Origin of the sequence: Bathymodiolus thermophilus thioautotrophic gill symbiont (assembly GCF_003711265.1) — a bacterium.
GTDB lineage: Bacteria > Pseudomonadota > Gammaproteobacteria > PS1 > Pseudothioglobaceae > Thiodubiliella.
In genome coordinates, this window is the sequence record NZ_CP024634.1 from 2,759,572 (window position 1) to 2,782,475 (window position 22,904).

24 protein-coding genes and 1 tRNA gene are annotated in these 22,904 nt (G+C 37.3%); 5 read left to right on the forward strand and 20 right to left on the reverse strand.

Going from position 1 to position 22,904, the window contains the following annotated elements; genetic code table 11:
• Nucleotides 1–73: 73 nt before the first annotated feature.
• From purD to MS2017_RS11965, 16 genes are all read right to left on the reverse strand, one after another.
• On the reverse strand, nucleotides 74–1,345 hold the full coding sequence (gene purD / locus MS2017_RS10475; protein WP_122952149.1) for a phosphoribosylamine--glycine ligase: 1,272 nt from the start codon (nucleotides 1,343–1,345) through the stop codon (nucleotides 74–76).
• Between the two features lie 96 nt (nucleotides 1,346–1,441).
• Nucleotides 1,442–2,068 carry a hypothetical protein gene (locus tag MS2017_RS10480; protein WP_122952150.1) on the reverse strand — a complete coding sequence of 209 codons (627 nt, stop codon included), beginning with the start codon at nucleotides 2,066–2,068 and terminating at the stop codon, nucleotides 1,442–1,444.
• On the reverse strand, nucleotides 2,065–2,976 hold the full coding sequence (truB, locus tag MS2017_RS10485) for a tRNA pseudouridine(55) synthase TruB (RefSeq protein ID WP_122952151.1): 912 nt from the start codon (nucleotides 2,974–2,976) through the stop codon (nucleotides 2,065–2,067). The genes MS2017_RS10480 and truB overlap by 4 nt, the downstream gene beginning before the upstream one ends.
• Nucleotides 2,977–2,985: 9 nt before the next feature.
• A complete protein-coding gene (rbfA, locus tag MS2017_RS10490; RefSeq protein ID WP_241156937.1) occupies nucleotides 2,986–3,366 on the reverse strand; it encodes a 30S ribosome-binding factor RbfA in 381 nt (126 codons plus the stop codon).
• Nucleotides 3,335–5,866 carry a translation initiation factor IF-2 gene (gene infB, locus MS2017_RS10495; RefSeq protein ID WP_122952152.1) on the reverse strand — a complete coding sequence of 844 codons (2,532 nt, stop codon included), beginning with the start codon at nucleotides 5,864–5,866 and terminating at the stop codon, nucleotides 3,335–3,337. Before infB ends, rbfA begins: the two co-directional genes overlap by 32 nt.
• A gap of 45 nt (nucleotides 5,867–5,911) precedes the next feature.
• Entirely contained in the window at nucleotides 5,912–7,387 is a 1,476-nt protein-coding gene (nusA, locus tag MS2017_RS10500) for a transcription termination factor NusA (RefSeq protein WP_122952153.1), read from the reverse strand.
• A gap of 9 nt (nucleotides 7,388–7,396) precedes the next feature.
• Nucleotides 7,397–7,858: a ribosome maturation factor RimP gene (gene rimP, locus MS2017_RS10505; protein ID WP_122952154.1), complete on the reverse strand. Its 462-nt coding sequence runs from the start codon at nucleotides 7,856–7,858 to the stop codon at nucleotides 7,397–7,399.
• Between the two features lie 55 nt (nucleotides 7,859–7,913).
• A tRNA-Met gene (locus tag MS2017_RS10510) sits at nucleotides 7,914–7,990 on the reverse strand.
• A 232-nt stretch (nucleotides 7,991–8,222) separates the two neighbouring features.
• Entirely contained in the window at nucleotides 8,223–9,134 is a 912-nt protein-coding gene (locus MS2017_RS10515; protein ID WP_071564118.1) for a DUF5655 domain-containing protein, read from the reverse strand.
• Nucleotides 9,135–9,424: 290 nt separating this feature from the next.
• Nucleotides 9,425–9,961: a hypothetical protein gene (locus MS2017_RS10520; RefSeq protein WP_071564116.1), complete on the reverse strand. Its 537-nt coding sequence runs from the start codon at nucleotides 9,959–9,961 to the stop codon at nucleotides 9,425–9,427.
• A 96-nt stretch (nucleotides 9,962–10,057) separates the two neighbouring features.
• Nucleotides 10,058–10,456, reverse strand: coding sequence for a DUF2703 domain-containing protein (locus MS2017_RS10525; RefSeq protein WP_071564114.1), 399 nt, complete (start codon nucleotides 10,454–10,456; stop codon nucleotides 10,058–10,060).
• A gap of 160 nt (nucleotides 10,457–10,616) precedes the next feature.
• Nucleotides 10,617–11,192: an O-methyltransferase gene (locus tag MS2017_RS10530; protein ID WP_122952155.1), complete on the reverse strand. Its 576-nt coding sequence runs from the start codon at nucleotides 11,190–11,192 to the stop codon at nucleotides 10,617–10,619.
• A 115-nt stretch (nucleotides 11,193–11,307) separates the two neighbouring features.
• On the reverse strand, nucleotides 11,308–11,769 hold the full coding sequence (locus tag MS2017_RS10535) for an AraC family transcriptional regulator (RefSeq protein ID WP_122952156.1): 462 nt from the start codon (nucleotides 11,767–11,769) through the stop codon (nucleotides 11,308–11,310).
• 195 nt (nucleotides 11,770–11,964) lie between these two features.
• Nucleotides 11,965–12,909, reverse strand: coding sequence for a DUF4238 domain-containing protein (locus MS2017_RS10540; RefSeq protein ID WP_122952157.1), 945 nt, complete (start codon nucleotides 12,907–12,909; stop codon nucleotides 11,965–11,967).
• A 66-nt stretch (nucleotides 12,910–12,975) separates the two neighbouring features.
• Entirely contained in the window at nucleotides 12,976–13,782 is an 807-nt protein-coding gene (locus MS2017_RS10545) for an abortive infection family protein (protein ID WP_122952158.1), read from the reverse strand.
• A 38-nt stretch (nucleotides 13,783–13,820) separates the two neighbouring features.
• Nucleotides 13,821–14,048, reverse strand: a complete 228-nt coding sequence (locus MS2017_RS11965) for a hypothetical protein (protein WP_164707717.1) — start codon at nucleotides 14,046–14,048, stop codon at nucleotides 13,821–13,823.
• Between the two features lie 541 nt (nucleotides 14,049–14,589).
• Between MS2017_RS11965 and MS2017_RS10550 the strand changes: the two genes are divergently transcribed.
• The 3 genes from MS2017_RS10550 (at nucleotide 14,590) to gshB (ending at nucleotide 17,362) form a co-directional block, all read left to right on the forward strand.
• The gene (locus MS2017_RS10550) at nucleotides 14,590–15,843 is read left to right on the forward strand and encodes a hypothetical protein (RefSeq protein ID WP_122952159.1); all 1,254 of its coding nucleotides are present in this window, start codon (nucleotides 14,590–14,592) and stop codon (nucleotides 15,841–15,843) included.
• Between the two features lies 1 nt (nucleotide 15,844).
• Nucleotides 15,845–16,174 (forward strand): hypothetical protein, encoded by a 330-nt coding sequence (locus MS2017_RS10555; RefSeq protein WP_122952160.1) that lies wholly within the window; start codon nucleotides 15,845–15,847, stop codon nucleotides 16,172–16,174.
• Between the two features lie 231 nt (nucleotides 16,175–16,405).
• Nucleotides 16,406–17,362: a glutathione synthase gene (gene gshB / locus MS2017_RS10560; protein WP_164707718.1), complete on the forward strand. Its 957-nt coding sequence runs from the start codon at nucleotides 16,406–16,408 to the stop codon at nucleotides 17,360–17,362.
• Nucleotides 17,363–17,374: 12 nt separating this feature from the next.
• On the opposite strand, the gene crcB is transcribed toward gshB, so the two are convergent.
• The 3 genes from crcB to MS2017_RS10575 all read right to left on the reverse strand — a co-directional run bounded on the left by crcB (nucleotide 17,375) and on the right by MS2017_RS10575 (nucleotide 19,365).
• Nucleotides 17,375–17,749 carry a fluoride efflux transporter CrcB gene (gene crcB / locus MS2017_RS10565; protein WP_122952161.1) on the reverse strand — a complete coding sequence of 125 codons (375 nt, stop codon included), beginning with the start codon at nucleotides 17,747–17,749 and terminating at the stop codon, nucleotides 17,375–17,377.
• Nucleotides 17,746–18,990 carry a replication-associated recombination protein A gene (locus MS2017_RS10570; RefSeq protein ID WP_122952162.1) on the reverse strand — a complete coding sequence of 415 codons (1,245 nt, stop codon included), beginning with the start codon at nucleotides 18,988–18,990 and terminating at the stop codon, nucleotides 17,746–17,748. The genes crcB and MS2017_RS10570 overlap by 4 nt, the downstream gene beginning before the upstream one ends.
• A 75-nt stretch (nucleotides 18,991–19,065) precedes the next feature.
• Entirely contained in the window at nucleotides 19,066–19,365 is a 300-nt protein-coding gene (locus tag MS2017_RS10575) for a hypothetical protein (protein WP_122952163.1), read from the reverse strand.
• Between the two features lie 20 nt (nucleotides 19,366–19,385).
• On the opposite strand from MS2017_RS10575, the gene MS2017_RS10580 reads away from it, so the two are divergent.
• Both MS2017_RS10580 and MS2017_RS10585 read left to right on the forward strand, forming a co-directional pair.
• A complete protein-coding gene (locus MS2017_RS10580) occupies nucleotides 19,386–19,760 on the forward strand; it encodes a VOC family protein (protein WP_071564101.1) in 375 nt (124 codons plus the stop codon).
• Nucleotides 19,761–20,255: 495 nt separating this feature from the next.
• On the forward strand, nucleotides 20,256–20,762 hold the full coding sequence (locus MS2017_RS10585; RefSeq protein WP_122952164.1) for a hypothetical protein: 507 nt from the start codon (nucleotides 20,256–20,258) through the stop codon (nucleotides 20,760–20,762).
• Between the two features lie 453 nt (nucleotides 20,763–21,215).
• Here MS2017_RS10585 and MS2017_RS10590 read toward each other — a convergent pair whose 3' ends face one another.
• Nucleotides 21,216–22,502: an NAD(P)/FAD-dependent oxidoreductase gene (locus tag MS2017_RS10590; protein WP_122952165.1), complete on the reverse strand. Its 1,287-nt coding sequence runs from the start codon at nucleotides 22,500–22,502 to the stop codon at nucleotides 21,216–21,218.
• Between the last annotated feature and the right edge of the window lie 402 nt (nucleotides 22,503–22,904).

A 22,904-nucleotide genomic window follows, 5' to 3' on the forward strand; every position in this document is an offset into this window, starting at 1 on the left:
TATTCTTTGTTTTGACAGGGGTAATTCGAAATAAAAACTTATGAATTAACATCTAAAACCCACCAATATAACACTAACTACTAATCGCCTTAAAACCAATATCAGTTCGATAATAAGCATTTTCCCAGTCAATTTTTTGTAATAACGCATACGCATTTGCCTGTGCATCCTGAGTATCCACACCAAGTGCCGTGGCACATAAAACACGCCCACCATTACTGACAACATTATCACCTTCCATCTTAGTGCCAGCATGAAACACCTTAGCCGAAGCACTGTCCTCTGGCAATCCAATCACTTCGCCCGAAGGATAAGCGTTAGGATAACCATTCGCCGCCAACACCACGCCCATTGATGAGCGCTCATCCCATTCAATACTGGCTTGGTCTAATTTTTGTTGTGTTGCCAACAAGCATAATTGTGCTAAATTAGAGTGCAAACGCATCATAATCGGCTGCGTTTCTGGGTCGCCAAAACGGCAATTGTATTCCAAAACCTTAGAATTTCCTTGCTGGTCAATCATCAACCCCGCATACAAAAAACCCGTATAAGGCCTACCTTCAACCGCCATACCCTCAACCGTTGGACGGATAACCGTGTCCATAACATCTTGAAAAATCTCATCAGTAACAATCGGTGCTGGCGAATAAGCACCCATGCCACCAGTATTCGGGCCTTTATCGCCATTGTCTCGTGCCTTATGATCTTGTGAAGTTGCCATTGGCAAGATATTTTTGCCATCAACCATCACAATAAAACTCGCCTCTTCACCCCTTAAAAATTCCTCAATCACCACACGAGAACCCGCTTCACCAAAGCGATTACCTTCCAACATATCGTTAATCGCATCACTCGCTTCTTGTTGCGTATTGGCAATAATCACCCCTTTGCCCGCCGCCAAACCATCCGCTTTAATCACAATCGGCGTGCCCTTTTCTCGCACATACTTCACCGCAGGCTCAACCTCAGTAAAAACCTCATAAAATGCAGTCGGAATATTATTCCTATCAAGAAAATCTTTACAAAACGCCTTCGACCCCTCCAATTGCGAAGCCGCCTGAGTAGGTCCAAAAATCGCCAACCCCTCCGCCTGAAATGCATCCACCACTCCAATCACCAACGGTGCTTCAGGTCCCACAATAGTAATATCAATCCCATTATTTTTAGCAAACTCAATCAAAGCGCTAGTATCCTCCACGCCAATATCAACATTCGTCAATTTGTCCTCCAACTGCGTCCCCGCATTACCCGGCGCCACAAAAACCGCCTCAACACTATCAAACTTAGCACACTGCCAAGAAATAGCATGCTCACGCCCACCACTGCCTATTACTAATACTTTCATTGTTTTATCCTATATGAGACTTTTGCATAAATATGGATGATTAGCAAAATTCAATTTTTGCCCACTTGATGATTATTCATATTTATGCAAAGGTCTCTATATATATTGTTCTATAAATTCTCTAAAATTTTTATGTGACATAATCTGTGTGCCGTCGCAATTAAATGACATTGATACGGTTGAATTAAATAGATTGATGGTAATTGTGCGTAAATAATAACCTTCTAAATGACGCAATTTAGGAATATTTTCCAGAATAAAGCGCAAGTCGTTGATGTTGGTTAATTGCCCCATTTTTTGGTTGCGCTCGAGTAAAGATTGTTGCCATTGTGGGGAGAGGATTTCAAATGAGTCGTCTTGTTCGAGCAATTTGTAAATGCGCTTAATCAACTGGCTTTTTTCTTTTAACGCAATTTTATTAAAATGAAAATCTATATACTCGGGACTTAGCAAATCTTCTGCTAAATGCACCTCGGTATTAAGTGGGTCAAAAACGCTGGATAACCGAACTTCGGTATTATTCAAGCCAATTACCAAACGATAAGCGCCTGTTTCAAGTAGCAAATACAGCCAAACCCTCGCAAGTTCGTCAATGTTTTCATCTACAACATTAAAAGCCCGTTCACGGTTATAAACACTTTCACGCAGGCTTTTATCACCTTTGATGGAGTGCATTAAGTTGTTATTAAAATAATAGCCAACGAGGGCGTCTTTTTTCTTCATATAAATAATCGCTTGGGTTGTAAGTAGCCATTTTCTATTTGTCCAATACCTAGAAAAATGGCGTTTTCGTCAAACATTTTAACCAAATTATCAACTTGGTTTGCAATTTTAATTTGCCTGCCATAACGAATGTCTATGCCTTGTTGTTTGTCAATGGTAACGCTGTGAATACTAGGTAGCATTTCTTCACTTGGAAAAATCTTGGCATCCAATTGTTCAAAATCACCTGTATCGCCTGTTAAAGCTTCCAAATCAGCAAACTTAAGCGCCTGAGTGATGTCAATGTGGGCAAATCCTGTACGGCGTAATTCAATAACATGTGCGCCACAACCCAATTTATCGCCAATATCAGCAATCAATGAGCGAATATAAGTACCTTTAGAGCACGACACCTCTAAACTGACTACACCATTTTCATAGCCTAAAAAATCAAGTTTATGAATGGTAACTGAGCGGGCTTTGCGTTCAATCTCAATCCCTTGTCTAGCAAGTTTGTATAAAGGTTGTCCGTCTTTTTTAAGCGCTGAATACATCGGTGGCACTTGCTCAATATCACCTTGAAAACTCAATGCGGCATCCAGCACTTGCGCTTCACTGATTTGCCCAAAGTCTTTTATTACAGTAACTTCACCTTCGCAATCCAGCGTATCTGTCGTTTGTCCAAGTTGCCCACGCACAAAATATCGTTTGTCATCATTAAGCAAAAATCCTGCAACTTTTGTAGCCTGCCCCAAACAAATTGGCAATATGCCACTTGCCAAAGGATCCAATGCGCCGGTATGCCCTGCTTTTTTGGCAAAAAATAAGCGTTTAACTTTTTGTAAAGCGGCGTTAGAACTCAATCCTGTGTCTTTATCCAACAGAATGATGCCATTAATATCCCTGCCTTTTGCGTTGCGTCGTGACACCAGTCGAATTTAAAGTTTGGCTAATAATTTATCAATTCTAGCACCTGTGTTTGGCGCTGAATCGTAAATAAACTTGAGGGCTGGCGTATGGCGTAAGTCTAGGGTTTTTGATAGGCGAGAACGGAAAAAACCACTGGCTTTATAAAGTAAGGGTGCCACAGTGTTTTGCTGATCTTCTGGTACGGTGTAAAAAACCTTCGCACTGCTTAAATCACGACTGCTTAAAACATCGGTGATGCTAACCATTTGCAATCTAGGGTCTTTGGTTTCGTTTCTTAACAGCATTACTAATTCTCGATGAATCAATTCATTAACTCTTTCAACTCTATAAGAAGCTTGCTCTGCCATTTGTAAGTGCTTAAAGCGTACGCGCCCTTTCAATGCGCTCAAAGACTTCAATTTGGTCGCCTGCTACAACATCATAACCTGCAACACCAATGCCACATTCGGTACCTGATTTAACTTCTTTAACATCGTCTTTAAAGCGTCTCAGTGATTCTAACTCACCTTCAAACACTACTATGCTATCACGCAATACACGAATTGGGCTGTCTTTTCTAACCACGCCTTCTTCAACCATACAACCAGCAATATCACCCAGTTTTTGTGATTTAAACACTTCTTTCACATTGGCAATACCAATAATATTTTCACTTAATTCAGGACTAAGCAGTCCGCTCATAATCGCCCTTACATCATCAATTAAATTGTAGATGATTGAATAGTATTCAATTCGCACACCTTCATTATCAGCGGTCTTGCGTGCCATCGCATCAGCACGCACATTAAAACCAAGTACCAATGCACCTGAGGTGGCCGCTAAGTTAATGTCGGTATTGTTAATACCACCCACGCCACTTAAAACAACTTTCACACGGACTTCATCAGTTGACAATTCTTCAAGTGCTTCAACCAATGCTTGTGCCGAGCCTCGCACATCAGATTTAAGCAACACATTGACGGTAGAAACATCGCCTTCTTCCATCTTTTGTAAAAAATTCTCCATCTTTAATGCTTGTTGCTTTTGTAGCACAGCCTCACGGTCACGCGCTTTTCTAAAATCGGCCACTTCTCGTGCTTTGCGTTCCGTTTCTACTACCAAAACTTCATCACCTGAATCTGGCACACCTGACAAACCAAGCACTTCAACTGGCATTGATGGTCCAGCTTCTTGTAAAACTTTGCCTTGGTCATTCACAATTTGTTTAACCTTGCCGTATTCTAAACCAGCAATCATAATGTCGCCTTTCTTTAAAGTGCCTGATTGCACAAGAATTGTGGTTACTTTGCCACGCCCTTTTTCAAGGCGTGCTTCTAATACGGTGCCTTGTGCTGGACCTTCAACAACTGCTGAGAATTCTGAGACTTCGGAAGTCAAGATAATGGCCTCTAAAAGCGCATCTACACCTTCGCCTGTGTGTGCTGATACACCTACCATTATCACATCGCCACCCCAATCTTCTGAGATAACTTCATGCAAAGAGAGTTCTTGTCTAACTTTATCAAGGTCTGCGCCTTCTTTGTCAATTTTGTTCACGGCAACAATAATTGGCACGCCTGCTTTTTTTGCATGCTTAATTGACTCAATCGTTTGTGGCATCACGCCATCATCAGCTGCCACTACAAGAATAATAATATCGGTTGTACTTGCGCCACGAGAGCGCATTTTTGAAAACGCCGCATGTCCTGGGGTGTCAATGAAAACAATATCATTGCCATTTGAATGCACTTGGTAAGCACCAATGTGTTGAGTAATACCACCGGCCTCTCCGTCAACAACTTTTGCCTTGCGAATGTAGTCTAATAACGATGTTTTGCCGTGGTCAACATGACCCATAATCGTGACTACTGGTGGCCTAGGTGTCTCGTTACCAGTTGCTTTTGCTTTTTCAATAACAGCATCTTCAATGGTCTCTTCTTTACTGGCAACACCTGTATGTCCCATTTCTTCAACCACTAAAAGTGCGGTGTCTTGATCAATAACATCGTTCAGCGTGACCATTACACCCATGCCCATCAATACTTTGAGGATTTCTCCAGCCTTGGTGGTCATTTTTTGCGCCAAGTCAATGACTTTAATATTATCGGGCACAGCCACTTCACGAATCACCTTTTCAATCGGTTTTTGGAAGCCGTGTTGGGCTTGCTCTTCTTGAATTTTTTGACTAAGGCGAGTTCTGTCTTTCTTTTTTAATTTTCTGTTTGTTTTCTTGGCAACATGCAATTGTGTGCGTCCTGCTCCTGCTGTTGAACTTGCATTGCGTAGTCGTTTTGGCTTCTTGGCGTCTTTTGAGGTGTCGCTTGCGGGTGTATTGGCAACTTTTTCGGTGCTTTTTTCCTTTTTCTCAGTAACTTTTTCGGTGTTTTCTGTTTTTTTCTCAGTAACTTTTTCGGCGTTGTCTTCTTTTTTCTCGACAACTGCTTCAGGGTTGTTTGCTTTTTGCTTTGCTTGTATTTGCTGTTGCTTTAAGTCTTCTGCTTCTTGCCTTTGTTTTTGAATCATTTCTTTGCGCTTGGCATCTTGTTCTGCTAGTTTTGCATCTGCATCACGCCCAGCTTCTAATGCTGCTTTTGCTGCTTGCACTGCTTGCATTTCTTCATTGCTATCTTGGGCGCTTTCAGAGGTCAATTTTTTAGCACGGGTTGCCTTAACTCGAATCTTAATACTGCCATCCGTACTTGCACTTGTCTTTGCACTTGGTTGACGAGAAACAGATATACTAGATTTACTTGAACGCTTTGACAAATTGCTCATTAAAACTTTGCGCTCATCTCCTGAAATATCAGAAGATGCGGTTTTACCTTCAATGCCAGCATTTGCTAAAATTGTAATAACTTCTTCTTCAGTCTTTTTCAGTAACTTAGAGAGTGATTGAACTGTATGTGCCATAGCGTTTGCCTTTATTTTATTTATTAAGAATTAGCGTTTAAAGAGTTACTTAAACCATCCTTCGTTTTCCCTTGCGGTCATAATCATAGCTGATGCCGCTTCTTTGTCCATCGTTTGAATGTCCAATAACTCATCAACTGATAACTCCGCCAAATCTTCTACTGTAGTAATTTCTGCTTCAATTAATGCCTGCACCAAATCCTCGCTAACGCCTTTAACGCTCATTAACAAGTCAGAAGATTCTGAATCACCTAAAGCTTGCACAAGTTGCGCATCAGAAGCACGCTCTTGTAACTCTTCAACCATGGAAGCATCAAACTCTTCAATGTTTTCTAAACTACCGGTATCAGCATCAGCAATATCATCAATGTTGACAAAGCCTTCGTCAATTAATACGCCTGCCACTTCAGAATCAACGCCTAATTGTTCGGCTAACTTATCGCTAATTTTTTGATTCTCTTCCACTTGTTTATCGTTAGATTCACTCGTGGACATTACATTTAACTTCCAGCCAGTAAGGCGTGATGCCAATTTAATATTTTGACCACCACGACCAATTGCTAATGCCAATTGATCTTCTTCAACGGCAATGTCCATTGAATTTTTATCTTCATCAATCACAATAGAGCTGACTTCTGCTGGCGCCATGGCGTTAATCACATATTGCGCAGGATCTTCATCCCATAAAATAACATCTACACGCTCGCCATTCAATTCATTTGATACCGCTTGCACGCGTGCACCACGCATACCAATACATGAGCCGATTGGATCTAGGCGCTTGTCTTTGGTTTTTACTGACAACTTTGAGCGTAAACCAGGGTCACGGCTAGCGCCCATAATTTCAATAACGCCCTCAGAAATCTCTGGCACTTCCATCTCAAACAATTCAATCATCATTTCAGGTACAGTGCGACTTAGGAAAATCTGTGCGCCTCGTGGACTTGATTTCACTTCTTTAATATAAGCTTTTAAACGGTCATTCTTACGAATAGATTCGTTTGGAATTAAATCAAATTTAGAAATCATTCCATCAGCACCACCCATATCAACATAAGCATTACCACGATCAACACGCTTCACAGTTACCATAATAACTTCGCCTACACGCTTAGTGTAATCTGCAACAATTACTTCTCTTTCTGCTTCGCGCATCTTTTGAATAATAACTTGCTTAACAATTTGTGCGGCAATGCGGCCAAACTCTTCGGTTTTCATTGGTTCGCGTACAAAATCATCCACATCTACGCCATTTGCATCCTTGGCATGAATGTGTAATGCTGCATCAAACTCAGTGCCGTCATCATCCACAAAATTATCGCCATCTACAATAACCATCCACTGTCTAAAGGTGGAAAAATCACCCGTTTTTCTGTCGATTTTAACATGAGCATCAATATCATGGCGTTTTTTAGTTGCAACCGCCATTGCTTCTTCTAACGCTTCAAAAACATCCTCTTTAGAGATGTTCTTTTCGTTAGAAATTGCCTCAACCATTAAAAATAATTCTTTACTTTCCACTTTATTCTCCTAAAAATGCGCTATTAAATTCGCTTTCTCAATTAAATCAATATCCAATTTATGACTACCTATATTCGTCATTAACTCTATGCTGTTGTCCTTTTCACTCACACTACCGATAACACCCTTAAATTTCCTTTGACCGTTGATCGGCCTTAATAACCTCAAAGCAATATCGCTGCCTAAAAATCTCTGGTAATGTCTAATATGAAACAACGGTCGTTCAATACCGGGTGAAGATACTTCTAGATTATACGGCATTGTAATCGGATCTTCCACATCAAAAACACTACTTAACTGACGCGACACCGTTTCACAATCACTCAACCCGATACCTTGTTCTGAATCAATATAAACCCTCAAGATGCTGTGCTTACCACTGGCAACATACTCAATGCCCACCAATTCATAACCCATATCTTCAATTACTGGCTGAATTAGTACTTCGATCTTATCCGTAATTTTTGCCATATTTTAAAACAAACCTTCAATAAAAACCCCCCTAAAAAGGGGGGTCGTGATTATTTGGTAGCGGGGACAGGATTTGAACCTATGACCTTCGGGTTATGAGCCCGACGAGCTACCGAACTGCTCCACCCCGCACTAAAGAGAACGGATTATACACTAATATAATACTATGTCCACCCTAATCCAAATATAGAAATTAAAAATGCAGAAAACCTAGTTGGCATAATAGTTTCAAGCAAAAAATCACTTTGCCCAATAGGAACGGGGCAATTTAATGTCTTGATAGTTTGTTCCTTTAAGTGTATAAATGTGATATTAAAAGCGTGAACTATCGCCGTGGTAGACTTGTTTTTCCTTTGATTTGTTATCATTTAAATATATATGATTGTTTAATTAAACTTAATATATATTCAAAATCATTATCGTTTGTAATTTTTATTTGATAATCTCCATTACCCATTTTTCCAATATTTGACACATCTCTAGTTATTTCTTTTGGATCATTCAAAATGCCTTGTCCTAAATTTATTGTTATCTTTATAGATTTTGAAAGTATTTCAAAATCTGTTACATTTGCAGAGTTTTTAATAAATGAAATATAAAATTTATTTGGTTTAATTTCAATATTATCAAAATTTAAAATTGACACTTTAAATTTTTCATATAATTCTTTAATTTCATCATTTGCTTTTGATAGCGTATCATCTTCTGTATATACTTTTATTTCTTTGCTTACAGTATTTATAGTATCATTTTCTTTTGAAATTGTTTTTATACTTTCTTCTGCACCATCTGTTTGTATCTGTCCGTATGATGCCGTTTGATTTGTATATTTTTTAATTTCCCATAATTCAATTGGTAAATCTTTAAAATTTATAGCTTCTCTTTGGTAAGTTGTAAATGATGGAGATATAAACATAACTCTTGATTGTGACCAATCAACATCATTTCGTTTTAATGTGTGTTTTGTATTTTCATTATATTCTAAAATAAAATCTGCTTTATTATTTAACATTAATGCTAAATAAGCATATCCTTGGTCTATTACGCTAAAATTTTTATCTCGTTTGTATTCTATAATTACAAATGAATTTAATTTTTTATCAAATGCTAATGAATCAATTCTAAATTTATTTAGTGAAAATTCAGATTTTATAAAATCTAGTCCAAATACCATTGATAAATTATCTTCAGTTAATTTCTGAATATCTTTTTCAAGTTTAAATTTTTCTTCTTTTATATAGTTTAATTTATCTTTGTTTATTTCAAATAATGCCATTTTACTTCCTATTTCTTATGATAATGTCAGTAATAACTGGAATTTTGGAGTGGCGTTTGAACTGTGCTAGGGCTTTTTAGCACAACTCAAACACCGCGGAAAAATGTCCGTGTTGATTGCTTTTGTTATGTGTTTTTTCTTATTATATCTTTAATAGCTTAGGTGGCTTTATGAGTCATTGTCACCTGCTGGCATTCATTTTTTTCAATTAACCCAGTTTGCAACTTTAAAGGGTGGCATTCCCTTTAACTTTGACTCCTTATTTTGGAATAATTTGTTAGAATATTTTTTCACTTTATTTTCACAAACCTAACATGTTGAACAGTATATATGGCAAATGGAATAATAAGAATAGCGATGCCTATGGCGGCGCCACTATTAACATATTTGCCATTTCCTAATGTATCTATTCCTACAGTAATATCGTGATATTCTATCCCAATCGCAATATCATTTATTATTGAAAATCCACTTCTTAAATTAATCTTTCCAGAGTCAATATTAAAATCTTTGCCTTTTATGAAAATTTGCTTCTTTACTATGGATTGACCTTGCATAGCCTCTACTTGCAATTCATTTGAGTTTAAAGCCTTAATAACAATTTCGCTAATCAATTTATGGTTAAGTAGCCTATCATTAGCCCAAACAACTCTAGACAAATGCACACCTATTTCGTCCCCAGTATCACCTTTGTTAAGATAAGTACCGTTTAAATCTTCAATTTTTCTTATTTTCTGAAAATCTTTATTGTTTATCGGTGCAGTAAAACATCCGGCAATACTTACAATAAATATTATGGCTATAAATTTAATAAACTTATTTTTCATTTTGTGTTCTAATGCTTAAAGGTAGTAACAGTTTAAAGGGATGCGTTTTTGCGCAAGCAAAAAGGGGTGCTTTGAACTGTCCACTAGATTTTTTTGTTAGGCAACTTTTCCACAGCATTGAGTAATTACACATGCTGTTTGGCGTATAAGGGACGAAGGAATTTCTTCATATATATTTCCATCAAACTCAACAGTGCGACAAGATGTTGATGAATCACCTGTAAACTCACAACATGATTGACAATGACTTTCTGATGCTTTTGCTTCTGGCAAAATATCCTCAATTGCCTTGCCATTAAATAGGATTATGTTTGATTCTGGTATTTCATGCTCAGATAATTTTGTTTCTTTAAATTTTACTTCCCATCCACATGGTTCGCATTCCACAGCAAGTTTTTCGATGACCTCTTGAAGTGCCTCTCCAGTATCTGAGCAACGGATACAAGTATTACCAGATTTTTCTAGGTGCTTCCATTCAATTTCAAGTCTATTCATTTTTTCCCCCAATGATTACTTATGATTGCCCAACAACGGTCTTGAGAGGCGGGACGATTTAACAACTTGATAGTTTGGTTCTTTAGTTTTCTTTATGCGACACTTAAAAGCCAAAAAAATCCACAGTGTAACCGTGCTCCTCTCCTGATAATTATTATCTTTACTTTTTAGTGCAAATTATAATACCTGTTGACCAATTTAATTTTACACAATTAAAATCTTCTCTATTTTCTAAATATTGAATTAAATTATCAGCCTTAATATTATGACCTTCAGGCCAATTTTCTTGTGGCAGCATATCATCAATTAAATATATTCCCCCGCCTTTTAATAAATTTAATAGCTCTTCAAGATAATTATATTTTCCTGGCCAAGTATCTGCAAATATAAAATCTATTGAATTTGGCTCTGTTCTTAAAATCAAATCTTCACCATTTTCAATAAAAAACTCTACTCTTTTATCATCTTGCAAATATTGCTTTGCAATATTGACTAAGTTTTCATCATTATCTACAGTTTGTAATGTTGAATTATTATCCATACCAGCTAATAACCATACAGTGGATAGCCCACTCCCTGTTCCCAGTTCTAATATTTTACTATTTGGTTTTGATGCAACCAAAGTGGTTAATAACGAACCTAATTTATCATCTGATAATTGATCAAATCCTGCTTGTTTTGTTTGTTGCATTATTTCATAAAAATATTTTGGATATTTTGTCACCTTGTCTTGCATGTTTATTTTTCCCTTTTAAGATAACGCTTTGCACAATCTGACAGTTTTACAAATCGTAACATAGTGAAGTAGCGTATAAAGCCAGTCAGAGTTTATGCGCTTATTAGTCCGTCGGCTACAATAATGGTAGATAAACATCTGTAATCATGTCTTGTTCTTGAATGTCTTTGCCTACATTTACATAGTGAAAAAACACAGGGTAATCGCGTAGTTTCTCACCACTTTGAGGTAGCCATTGCTCATATAGATAAGCCACTGCTGTAACATTATTTCTTGAACCTATGTGGCGTATCACAGCGCAACGACCTGCAGGGATTACTTTATTTATAACTCCTTGAGAATTTGGTGGAACATCTCGATTTGTAGAAATGCAAAGATCTACCCGATATTCATCAGGAGGCGTAGTTTCAGGGTTATTGTAATGAACACCATAACTTTTATGCTTTTCAGGTGGCAATTTATTTTCAATACGCCATGCAATTAACTTTTTAATTGATTCATGCTTAAGCACAGGTGAGCCATGATGTTCTAAAACAGCTACTTTTGTTGCTGGAAAATTAACGATTTTTACCTCCATTTATTTAAACCTCCTGATGATTTATTGTATTGGTCTAACACTTGAATTCAGCCGACGCATTGGCGGTCGGCTGGAATGATTTGTTAGGTGCTTTTACAACCATAAGTTATTGTTTTTAAATATAATTTACTAAATAAAAGGGTGGCGCCCCCTTGTTTCTTATTACCCCCCCTTATTCACTAGTGCATGCGATTATTAGGGTTTCATACATTGGAAAAATTCATTTCCGCTTCGTATTTCACCATTTTCCCATCTGAATTTAAATTTTGTTTTTGGTGCATATATTTGCTTACAACTAAACGTTAAAAGTTTTGAATTAAGTGCGGCGATAAGCTCTACATTTCCTTTCAACACCCTCTCTTTAATATCAAACTCACCTATAAGGCCTAAGTTTTTTGAAACTGGAAAATACACTTGTGTTTCATTCATTCCGTAGCCTGGACTATTTCTACAGAATAGCGGAATTTTATCTGGTTCTTTCCATACAAGATTTACAGGATTATTTGTTGTTATAAACGGCCCAGTTTCATCGGTGCTTTTGACTAACAACCAATTTCTTGCGTGCAATAAAGGCAAGATTGCCTCCACACCAACAAATTCCATTCTGATATGATGCTCTCTAGACACCGTTATTGCGTATTTTTTACTTTCATGGAATTTCCTTACTTCCTCATAAGATACATTTTCATTTATATCTTCTCCACTTTCTTTAACTTGTTTAATTTGCGATTCCCAACACTCTTTTGTGGCTAATGAAAGACCCATGATTTGATCGACAATTTTTGCCAGAGAGACTCCCCAATGTTCACGCATTTCTGGTGAACGAACAGCCAACAAAGCTATTAAATTAAGGATTAAATCTTTTGTATCACCTTCAAATTCATGTGTTTCTTCTAACTTACGAAGTGCGGACGCTGCTTTACCTTCAAATGTAGCAAGAGATTTTTCAATCTCATTCTGATCTCTTCCTTTGATATCAATACGATTAAAATCTCGTATACCTCCAACATTTCTCGGTATTGTTTCAAATATTTTTTTACCTCTTAAATCAAATACCTGGAGTTTAGATTTTTTAGAGCCACCTTTCGTAAAGCCCTTCAAGTAGCATTGTGAGAGATAATGATGATGTCTTGCTGTCATTTAATTCCCTAACGCTCACCAAACCGAAAAGTTTCGTGACTTTTTGGGTCTGCGTGCAACTTTTTGTTAGGCATTTGTATGCCACCGCTCTAGTATAAATACTACAAGAGTATGGGAAGCATTTACTGCTAGTCTTGCTTCTGATACTTTTATTGTTGGTGGTGATTTGCCTCGACCATGTGCAGAGCCAATATGTGTTCTAAATGCACCTATTCCATCTACTACTGATGATAAGCCTCTAACAATACCGTTTTGGTCATCAGCTAAGAGACCATTAGAGTTAAGTTTTAAATGTTGTTTTACAGCCTTCCAAAGGGGAACAACAGTTTGTGTATTTGGCATTGTTAGCTCAAATGACTCAATATATATTTTGCAAAGTGCCTCTATAATTGAACAAGCAGCAGTAATTGATGCGTGTGGATCTCTGTCGATGTTCTTTAAGGCTCTTTCAAATTCTTTGTCTATTGATACAAGATCGCCAGACTTCAGAAAATCTATAAGTGTTTTAGTTGTAGGGTTTGCACCAGCCAATACAACTTGACCATTTATTTGGTAACTAAGTTGATTTTTAACTAAGGCTTTTATTATGCGGTCTTGACCTTTTTTTACATCTTTTTGGACGCCAAAAGAGCTTGGTTCCATTTCCATGTAGTCTTGGATGACTTCACCAAGAATTAATAACCCGTCAACTGAGGCATCGTTGTTACATCGCTTTAACCAGTCGCTACATTTTTTTTCACAGTTTCCAGCAGGCGCATCACCAGGTGCACCTGACTCCATGAACAAAGTATCAAGTTCGGAATGTTTGTAGTAATGAGCAGCTATTACCGATGAAACCGCTCCAATTACTGAGTTTGGAACATCTCTATTCATTTTATTTTTTATTGCCTAACTATTTATTAACATCGCTATTATACACACATAATAATACTCTCGTTCCCACGCTGTGCGTGGGAACGAGGGCAAACATTTAATGTTGCTTCATTCTGAGAAGCAATTCCAGATAAAACATTTAGCACATTTCCTGAATAGTCCTCATCTTCCCAAAACAAACTTCTTAACAGTTGCTCATGGCCTTTTATTAAACCAGAAAACCCTGTGAGTAAGTCTATTTCTTCCCAATCTTCGTGAGTAAAAATTTGAAATTATCCTCTCTCGTATTTTAGGTATTCTTTTCCCTGAATCTGAATTCATATATTGTCCTAGTATATTGTGTGTTCATAACGCTTAAATTCAACCGATGCGTTAGCGGTTGGCTGGAATGATTTGTTAGGTACTTTTATAATCACAAGTTATTGTTTTTAAATATAATTTACTAAATAAAAGGGTAGCGTCCCCCTATCATACTTATCATAGAATTGTTAAAGTCATTCTTAGTGGTGTAAATAAGGATATTCTTACCACCGATTTAGATTTATACACTAAACTATATGCCACTAATGAGGATATTGCTAATAACGATATTACAACCAGTAGCTTTGATTGTCGCTCTTACTTAAGTGCTTCTGCGACAGGAGCCTGCAAAACTCAATACAATAAAGACAGTGCTCGAAATATTAATGAAAAAGTTCGTATTCGAGTGCGCGGCTATTATGCTAGCGATACTGAAGATAAAACTGTGGAATTTAAAATTATTACCAGAACATCTAGGCATATTGCTTATTAAAAAGGAGAAAATATATGAAAACAACTGTTCAATTGATAATAACAATTGCCACAATCAGCTTTCTTAGCGCCTGTGGCTCATCTAATGACGACGATGTCAAAACAGGGGTATTCAAAGACTCAGCCGTTAAGGGGTTGAGTTATAAAACCGCTACCCAAAGTGGCATAACCGATGAAAAAGGTACTTTTAAATACAAAGCAGGTGAAACTGTAACTTTTCAAATTGGGGAAATGAAAATTGGTAGTGCCAAAGGCAGGGGTATTCTTTTTCCAACGCATATTACTAATAACAAGGTAGAAGCTATAAAAGTTGCCCAAGTATTACAAACTTTGGATAAAGATGGCAATCCAGATGAAGGCATTGATATTGCAGGGCAGTTTGATGTTAAATCCACCGAACACCATAATATACAAGATATAAACTTACAAACATTAATAGACGATATTAAAACCGCTAACTCACTAACATTGGTTGAGGCTGACAAAGCTGAAAAACATATGGATTCCATTATATCTTCCGAAAGACATATAATTTCCCTTATATCTCCCGAATATTATAATAATACTTTTGAGTCTTTATCTGATCAGAATGATATTGGCAATCAGATTAGTATTGAAGATAATCGCTTAAAACTTAGCCTACAAGACTCAGATAATATTTGGTTATTAGTAAAGAATGCAACGGAAGTTACCTCATTATCGGCAGATGTTGAGTTTGTTCCTAAAGCTAAAATACTACATTTAGGGTTGCTCATGGAATTAATTATTGATAAACACATTAGACGCTTTCACATTGTTATTGAACGCGGTGTTGCTCAATGCTTTTTGGATGTAACACCGTGTCCGAACACCGTTCATGATTATATAATGATTACTCACGGGGGATCGCCTTATGTAGCAGAGACATTAGACGAAAGTATTCTTTTGTATCGAAGTGAAGATCGCCCCGAATCTGAATTGGAAAAGCATATGTTGCCATCGGATTCTTTTAAAGCTAACTTTACTATTGCATTTGATAAAGTAGCTAAAAAAGTTATTATCAAATACGGTGATAAGCAAGGTTATTTTGACATGGGTGATTACTTTAGCAGCTTTACTCAGCAGATACAAGCTAAGTTCTTTATCAAAGCTCAAAGTATTAATGATAGCGAAGAATCAGTCTTTGTGGACAATGTTAAAGTCAACGGACAAGACTTTGATGATTTTTCTGCCCCAACGCTAGATAACACTAAATGGAAAACAGGTAAGTTTTTTTATAGAGGATATTAAAATGACAACAAGAACTTTATTATTGGCCTTTGTATTAACAATTAGCAACTACAGCATTGCAAATATAATCAAAGACCAGATAGCAGTTAAATTTTCACCCACCAAGCTCTCCATGTCAGATCGATTAGATCTCATAAAAGAAAGTTTAGTGGTGCTCAACTTTGATTTACCTGAACCACTTAAATTGGATTATGTTAATTATCATAATCCACAATATGATATTATTATTACCATGAATCAACCTTTAAACGCTCAAGAAGCTGCCGCTGAATTAACTAATGAGCCTTATATTGATTATGCAAAAGCAGTTGGCCCGATTATGGTTTATTAAGATAAAGTGAGAGATAAGAAATAGAGATAGTCTTGATTTCACACCATAAGCACAACACTCGTTAGTCGGCTAAAAGAGCATATTGGTAACTTTTTTTAAACCTTGTCCTGAACAATAGAGAAGGAGCGGTTACAAACCGCTCTCCACAGTTGGATTTAAAAAATTTCCAAGTGAGTGTTGATGATTATTCATATTTATGCAAAGGTCTTAATAAAAAGCTCTTGTATAATCATTGCCATGAAAATTGCCATACTCATGGATGATATTGCCAATATTAATCCAAAAAAAGATTCTTCACTAGCAATGATGTTGGAGGCTGTGCGTCGTGGTTGGGAAGTTTGGACATTTGACACCACGGATTTATTTGCAGACAAAAGTGGGGTTTATGCGAACACTTCACAAACTACTGTCATTGATAATCTTGAACATTGGTTTGAAAAACAGCCTAGTCAAACGAGGTTACTCGGTGATTTTGATGTGATTTTGATGCGTAAAGACCCGCCATTTGATATGAATTACATTTATGCCACCTACTTTTTAGAGCAGGCAGAAAAACAAGGGGTGTTGGTTGTTAATAAGCCGCAATCTTTACGCGATGCCAACGAAAAATTATTTGCCCTTAATTTCCCACACTGTATGCCAAAAACACTGGTTAGTAGCAATAAAACGCAAATTAACGCTTTTATTAATGAACAAAAAACAGCGGTGGTTAAGCCATTAGATGGCATGGGTGGACACGATATTTTTAAATTTAAAGCAGGTGATGACAAAATAAATACAACCTTAAAGCGTCTAACAGATAACGGCAAACAGCCTATTATGGTACAAGAATTTTTATCTGATATTGTCAAAGGTGACAAACGCATTTTACTCATTAATGGCAAACCGATTGATTATTGCCTAGCCCGCATTCCTGCTAAAGGCAATTTCAAAGGCAACCTTGCCGCAGGTGCCACAGGCATCGGTCAACCACTCAACAAACGCGACTATTATTTATGCACGCAAATCGCACCCACGCTGAAAGCCAAAGGGCTGATGTTTGTTGGATTGGATGTCATTGGCGACTATATTACTGAAATCAATGTGACTAGCCCGACTTGCATTCGTGAGCTTGACACGCAATTTAATCTGAATATCGCTGGCGTGTTGTTTGATGCAATTGAACAAAAACTCAAACTTCAAAAATAACCGCTTAATTGCCTATCGAGTCAACACAATGCCAAAACTTGCCGCTGATAATGACAAAAACACATTCAGCAAAAGATTAAGTCCAGCTTGCCCATAATGCCCATGACTCATCATCTCAACTGACTCCAAAGACAAGGTTGACATTGTGGTCAAAGAGCCCGTCATGCCCACTATTAATAACACACGATACACCTCATTCAACTCAGCTTTTAAGATAACTCCCACCAGCACACCCGCCAAAAATGAGCCAACAACATTTGCACTCAATGTGCCATAAGGAAAAGCCGAGCCAAAAATACCGTTCATTAATAGCGTTAAATAATAACGCACACTTGCGCCAATCGTTGCACCAATGCCAATTGCCAATACAGTTGGAAAAAAAGTCACTCTACACCTCTAAGTTGTTGCAATTTTCCTCTAATTTTAATCTCCAACCCTCTATCAACAGGCTGATAATAAACTTGCTCACCCAAATCCTCAGGAAAATAAGTTTGCCCCTTAGCAATTCCGCCCACCTCATCGTGGGCATAACGATAATTCTCCCCATAACCCAGTGCATTCATCAAATCCGTTGGTGCATTGCACAAATGCTTAGGCACTGACAAATCTCCGGTCTCTTTTGCCTCACTCATTGCCTGATTAAACGCCTTGTAAACCGCATTAGATTTAGGCGCAACAGCGCAATACACCGCTGCCTGAGCAATTGCTCTATTACCTTCTTTGGCGCCTACTCGTTCATACACATTCCACGCATTTAAAGTGATTTCCAACGCCCTAGGATCCGCATTACCAATGTCTTCTGAGGCAATAGCCAGCAATCGTCTAGCAATGGTTTTCGCATCACAACCTGCCACCAACATCCTTGCCATCCAATACAAAGCCCCATCAGGAGACGAGCCACGCACCGACTTATGAAAAGCTGATAATTGCTGATAAAAAACATCTCCACCTTTGTCAAAAACGCTGATTTTTTCTTGCAACAACTGCCCCACCGACGCCACATCCAACTTGTCCAACTTAGCCAGCGCAATTTGCTCAACAACATTGATCAGCCGCCGTGCATCTCCACCGCTTGCATTCACAATACAGTGCTGCGCATCTTCATCCATCAAAGTCAAATTTTCATGCGCCAAAGCCCGTTGTAATATCTGCATCAACTCAGTCACATTCAACGGCTCAAGCACATGTACACTCAACCGTGAAAGCAACGCACGATTCAACTCAAACGATGGATTCTCAGTTGTCGCCCCAATCAGCGTAATCAGTCCAGATTCAATATGTGGCAAAAATCCATCCTGCTGCGCCTTATTAAACCGATGAATCTCATCCACAAACAACACCGTTTGCTGCCCAATATTTTGAAATTTCTTAGCATTTTCCACCACCACCCTAAGCTCTTTCACTCCATCCAATACTGCACTCATTTGCGCAAAATGCCCCTCAACCTGCCGACATATAATCCTTGCCAAAGTCGTTTTCCCCGTACCAGACGGCCCCCACAAAATCATCGAATGCAAGCGCTTATTATCAATTGCCTGCCTCAACGGATGCGCACCACTCAACAAATGTGACTGCCCAAAGAACGCCTCTAAAGTTTGTGGTCTTAAATTTTCAGCTAAAGGTTGCATAATTTATCCATTGAATTAACCCTGTATTTATTAAATGCAGGTTTGTTTTCTGTTATTATAATCGCCAAGTTGAAATTATGTAAATTGATGTTTATTTGCTTGCACAATATTCAATATTTTAGATTGATAAAATGGTGCAAATGTAACGCTCTTGCATGGTTTTATTTCAACAGGAGCAATAAGTTCGTTGTCCGTATACAAAAAAATTAATTTAAGGAAAAAATAAATAATGAGGCCTTTGCATAAATATGAATGATTAGCAAAATTCAATTTTTGCCCACTTGGTGATTTTCTTAAACCTTGTCCTAGCAGGGCTAAGGCTGGGTTTAAAAAATTACCAAGTGGGTGAAAAGTGGATTCTTGATGATTATTCATATTTATACAAAGGTCTCATAATGATAAAAATTTCAATAAGCATTGATGTTTCAAACTTAAAAGAAGCAGAAAAGTTTTATGTAGAAGCACTCGGCTGTAAAAAAGTTCGCAACCAAGGTTCTGACATGGTAGTTCTTTCTGTAGAAAATTCTGATATATATCTACAAGAAAAAGAGCCCGGATCAAGCCCCCTAAAATCAAGTGATGTTGTCCGTGATTACGGGCGTCATTGGACACCCATTCATTTAGATTTTCTCTGTGAGAATGTCGATGAACTGGTATCGAAAATAGTAACATTAGGAGGGGTGCACGAAGGAGGAGATAGCGGCGACTGGGGCTCTATTGCTTATTGTTCAGACCCCTTTGGCAATGGTTTTTGTGTAATTAACGAATAATGTAATCTTGAAAAAACTCTTAAAATTTCTTGTTGTAAGCCCTAACAAGTATTTGAGCTGTTCTTTTATCAACATTCCTACTAGATACCGCTTTCACCCATCAGCCACAAAACGATTTGTATTTTAAATATCTTTTAGAGGTCTTTGCATAAATATGGGTGATTAGCAAAATTCAATTTTTGTCCAATTGGTAATTTTCTTAAATCTTGTCCTAGCAGGGCTAAGGCTAAGTTTAAAAAATTACCAAGTGGGTGAAAAGTGGATTGTTGATGATTATTTATATTTATGCAAAGGTCTCAATTTAAGTAAAAAAAATATTTTTCCCTATGGTTACCAGTTTTTCATTAAAGTAAATTCCATGCCTTGCCCTTGCTCATAATTTGTTAATTTTTAATGCGCCCTTGGTTACTTCAATGTGTAAAGCAATATAGCGTGAAAAATCCAAAAAAATAAGTTATAATTTAACTTTCAATTACAACAAAGGCCTCAAGGAAAATGAAAAAGATAGGAAAAATAAATGCTTTAATATTAACTGGAATGTTATCAATGCCAATATACGCTGAGGAAATAATAGCTGAAGCTGGAAAAATAACAATTGAAGCTGGCATAGGTGTTAATTACGGTGGCTTAATTGGTGTAACCGCCAGTAAGCCAATAAATGCAAAAATAGAATTGTTTGCTGGACTGGGCATCTCAGGTAATAAAACTGGATACACTGTCGGTGGTAGATATTATATTGATGATTCTATTCGTCTCATTGCAAATTATGGCACTAACGCCCTCATTGAAACTGAAAAATTCTATCGGGAGACTGATTATGAAATTTTTGAAGGATTAAATTTTGGCGTGGGCTATCTTGTCAACAATAGATGGTCAATTGATTTAATGTATATTGATGCATCAAAAGCAGACGATAGAATAGAGGAGTTAAAAAGAGAAGGCTATGTTCTCTCTGGACAATCTTCTGGAAAAGTCAAGCTGTCTTTGGGGTATCGCTGGTAACAACTTCCCTCTAATTTAAATATAAGTTGTAAACATAACAACGATTCTGTCGCTCCGAATGCAATTGGAGCGACATTTTTTTAAATTATTGTCAGTAAATTTTACTATTAATCTAGTCCTTTAAAAAGCACTTGTTCAAATGAAATTTTAGCCAATGGTGGATTAGAGCGTAGAACAAAGTTTTTTATTGAAAACTTAAAGGTACAGCATCTAAATTGCTAGGCTGGCAATATGCTTTTAATAGCGAACTGTGTTAAATAGTAGTCTACACGAGGTTTTATAAGCATACCAAACAAAGGGGTTTGTATAAATGTTAGGCTATAAAGTTGAATAAATTTATTTCTTGCTTTTATGCATTTCAATGGCGACAACTAACCTGAGATTCCGCTAGATACACTTTTTTTTTATACCAAGATAATTAGATATGTCATAAAGATAAAACCAAACAAAAAACTATTTTTTCTTCAAGCGCTCAATGCCCAATATTTTAAAAATGTATTTTTGATACGCAGGCTCTGGGTTGCCTGTTTTCATATTGCGGATGAAAAATTTCTCAAAGGCAATTTTTGCCAAATGCATCATTTTGCCTTTCTTTGCCCAAGTTACATTTCTTGGTGGAATTTGTGGCATGGCGATAAATGCCGCACCTGTATCACCCATATCGGCAATACAAACTGCATTCCAAGTTGGAATATTTGATGGGGCTTTGCCGTTGATCATGTCTTCAATATTATGCACAACTGCGGTTACCATAGATTCAATCATATAACCTGTTTTAGGTGTGCCACACATGACAGGTGTTACTTCAACAGGGGGAATAGCGATATTCACGCCGACTGAGAAAATATTGTCTTTAACGGGGGATTGTTGATAGTCGTTTACCATGACAAAGCCACGAGGATTAACGAAACCAGCGTCGACATTCGCCAAATTTGCAACTGTGTCAACTCCCTTAAAGGCTGGTAATAACATAGTGTGCTTACTGGCGATTTCAATCGTTTTCAGTGCCTCGCCATTCTCATCACATTCACTAACAATCACCTTGTCTGCTTCAACTTTGTCAACTTTAGAATTGGTATGCCATTTAATGTGACGATGTCTAAATTCAGATTCTAACAACCCTCTGGAATCACCAACACCACCCAGACCTAAATGTCCGATATAAGGCTCAGGGGTAACAAAAGTTATGGGACATTTGTCACGAATACCGCGTTTTTTCAAATCAGTATCCATAATTGTGGCAAATTCATAAGCGGGACCAAAGCAAGAGGCGCCTTGTGCAGCACCTACAACGATTGGGCCACCGCCATTGGCACAGAAATCTTCCCATTCTTGACGGGCAATTTCGGCGTGTGCCGTGGTGCAGATAGAAACGCTATGTTCCTCTGGCCCTAAACCTTCAATTTCGTCAAATGCTAATTTGGGGCCAGTGGCCAAAACTAAATAATCATAGTCAACCACTTTGTCGCCGACCATAACTTGGTTTTCGTTTGGCTTAATTTCAGTTGCTTCACCAATAATTAAGTTGATTTCTTTGCGTTTTAATCTAGGTTCAAGCTCAATACTAATATCATCCTCAGAGCGCCAGCCAACTGCTAACCATGGATTTGAGGGGATAAAATTAAAATTTGGGTTATTCGAAATAACCGTTATTTTATGATTCTTGCCCAATGTTTTCTTTATATCGTAAGCAAACGGCAGTCCACCTGTACTTGCACCAATTACAACAACATGTGCCATATTTCCCTCAACTATTTTATAAAAGTTTTGGTATTATTGAGTGTGTTGCCTTTGTTGTCAAGTTTATAAGAATATCATTATATTTTAATAAAGGCTCTTACATAAATATATGAATGATTAAAAAAATTCAATTTTTTACCAGATTGATGATTTTATTAAAACTCACCCCAAGACCCCACATTAAACATGAATATCAAATGAAGGGCAAGTTTTATTTAGTTGTAATTTTTTATAAAGCCTATATCTAGCAGAACTAAGATTAGGATGTTCGTTAATATTTATATCTAATGCAGAGGCTTTTCTGGCGGGATTAAGACTGGGTTTAAAAAATTGCCAAGTAGATGGAAAGTGGATTTTTGATGATTATTCATATTTTATACAAAGACCTTTAATTAAATAAAA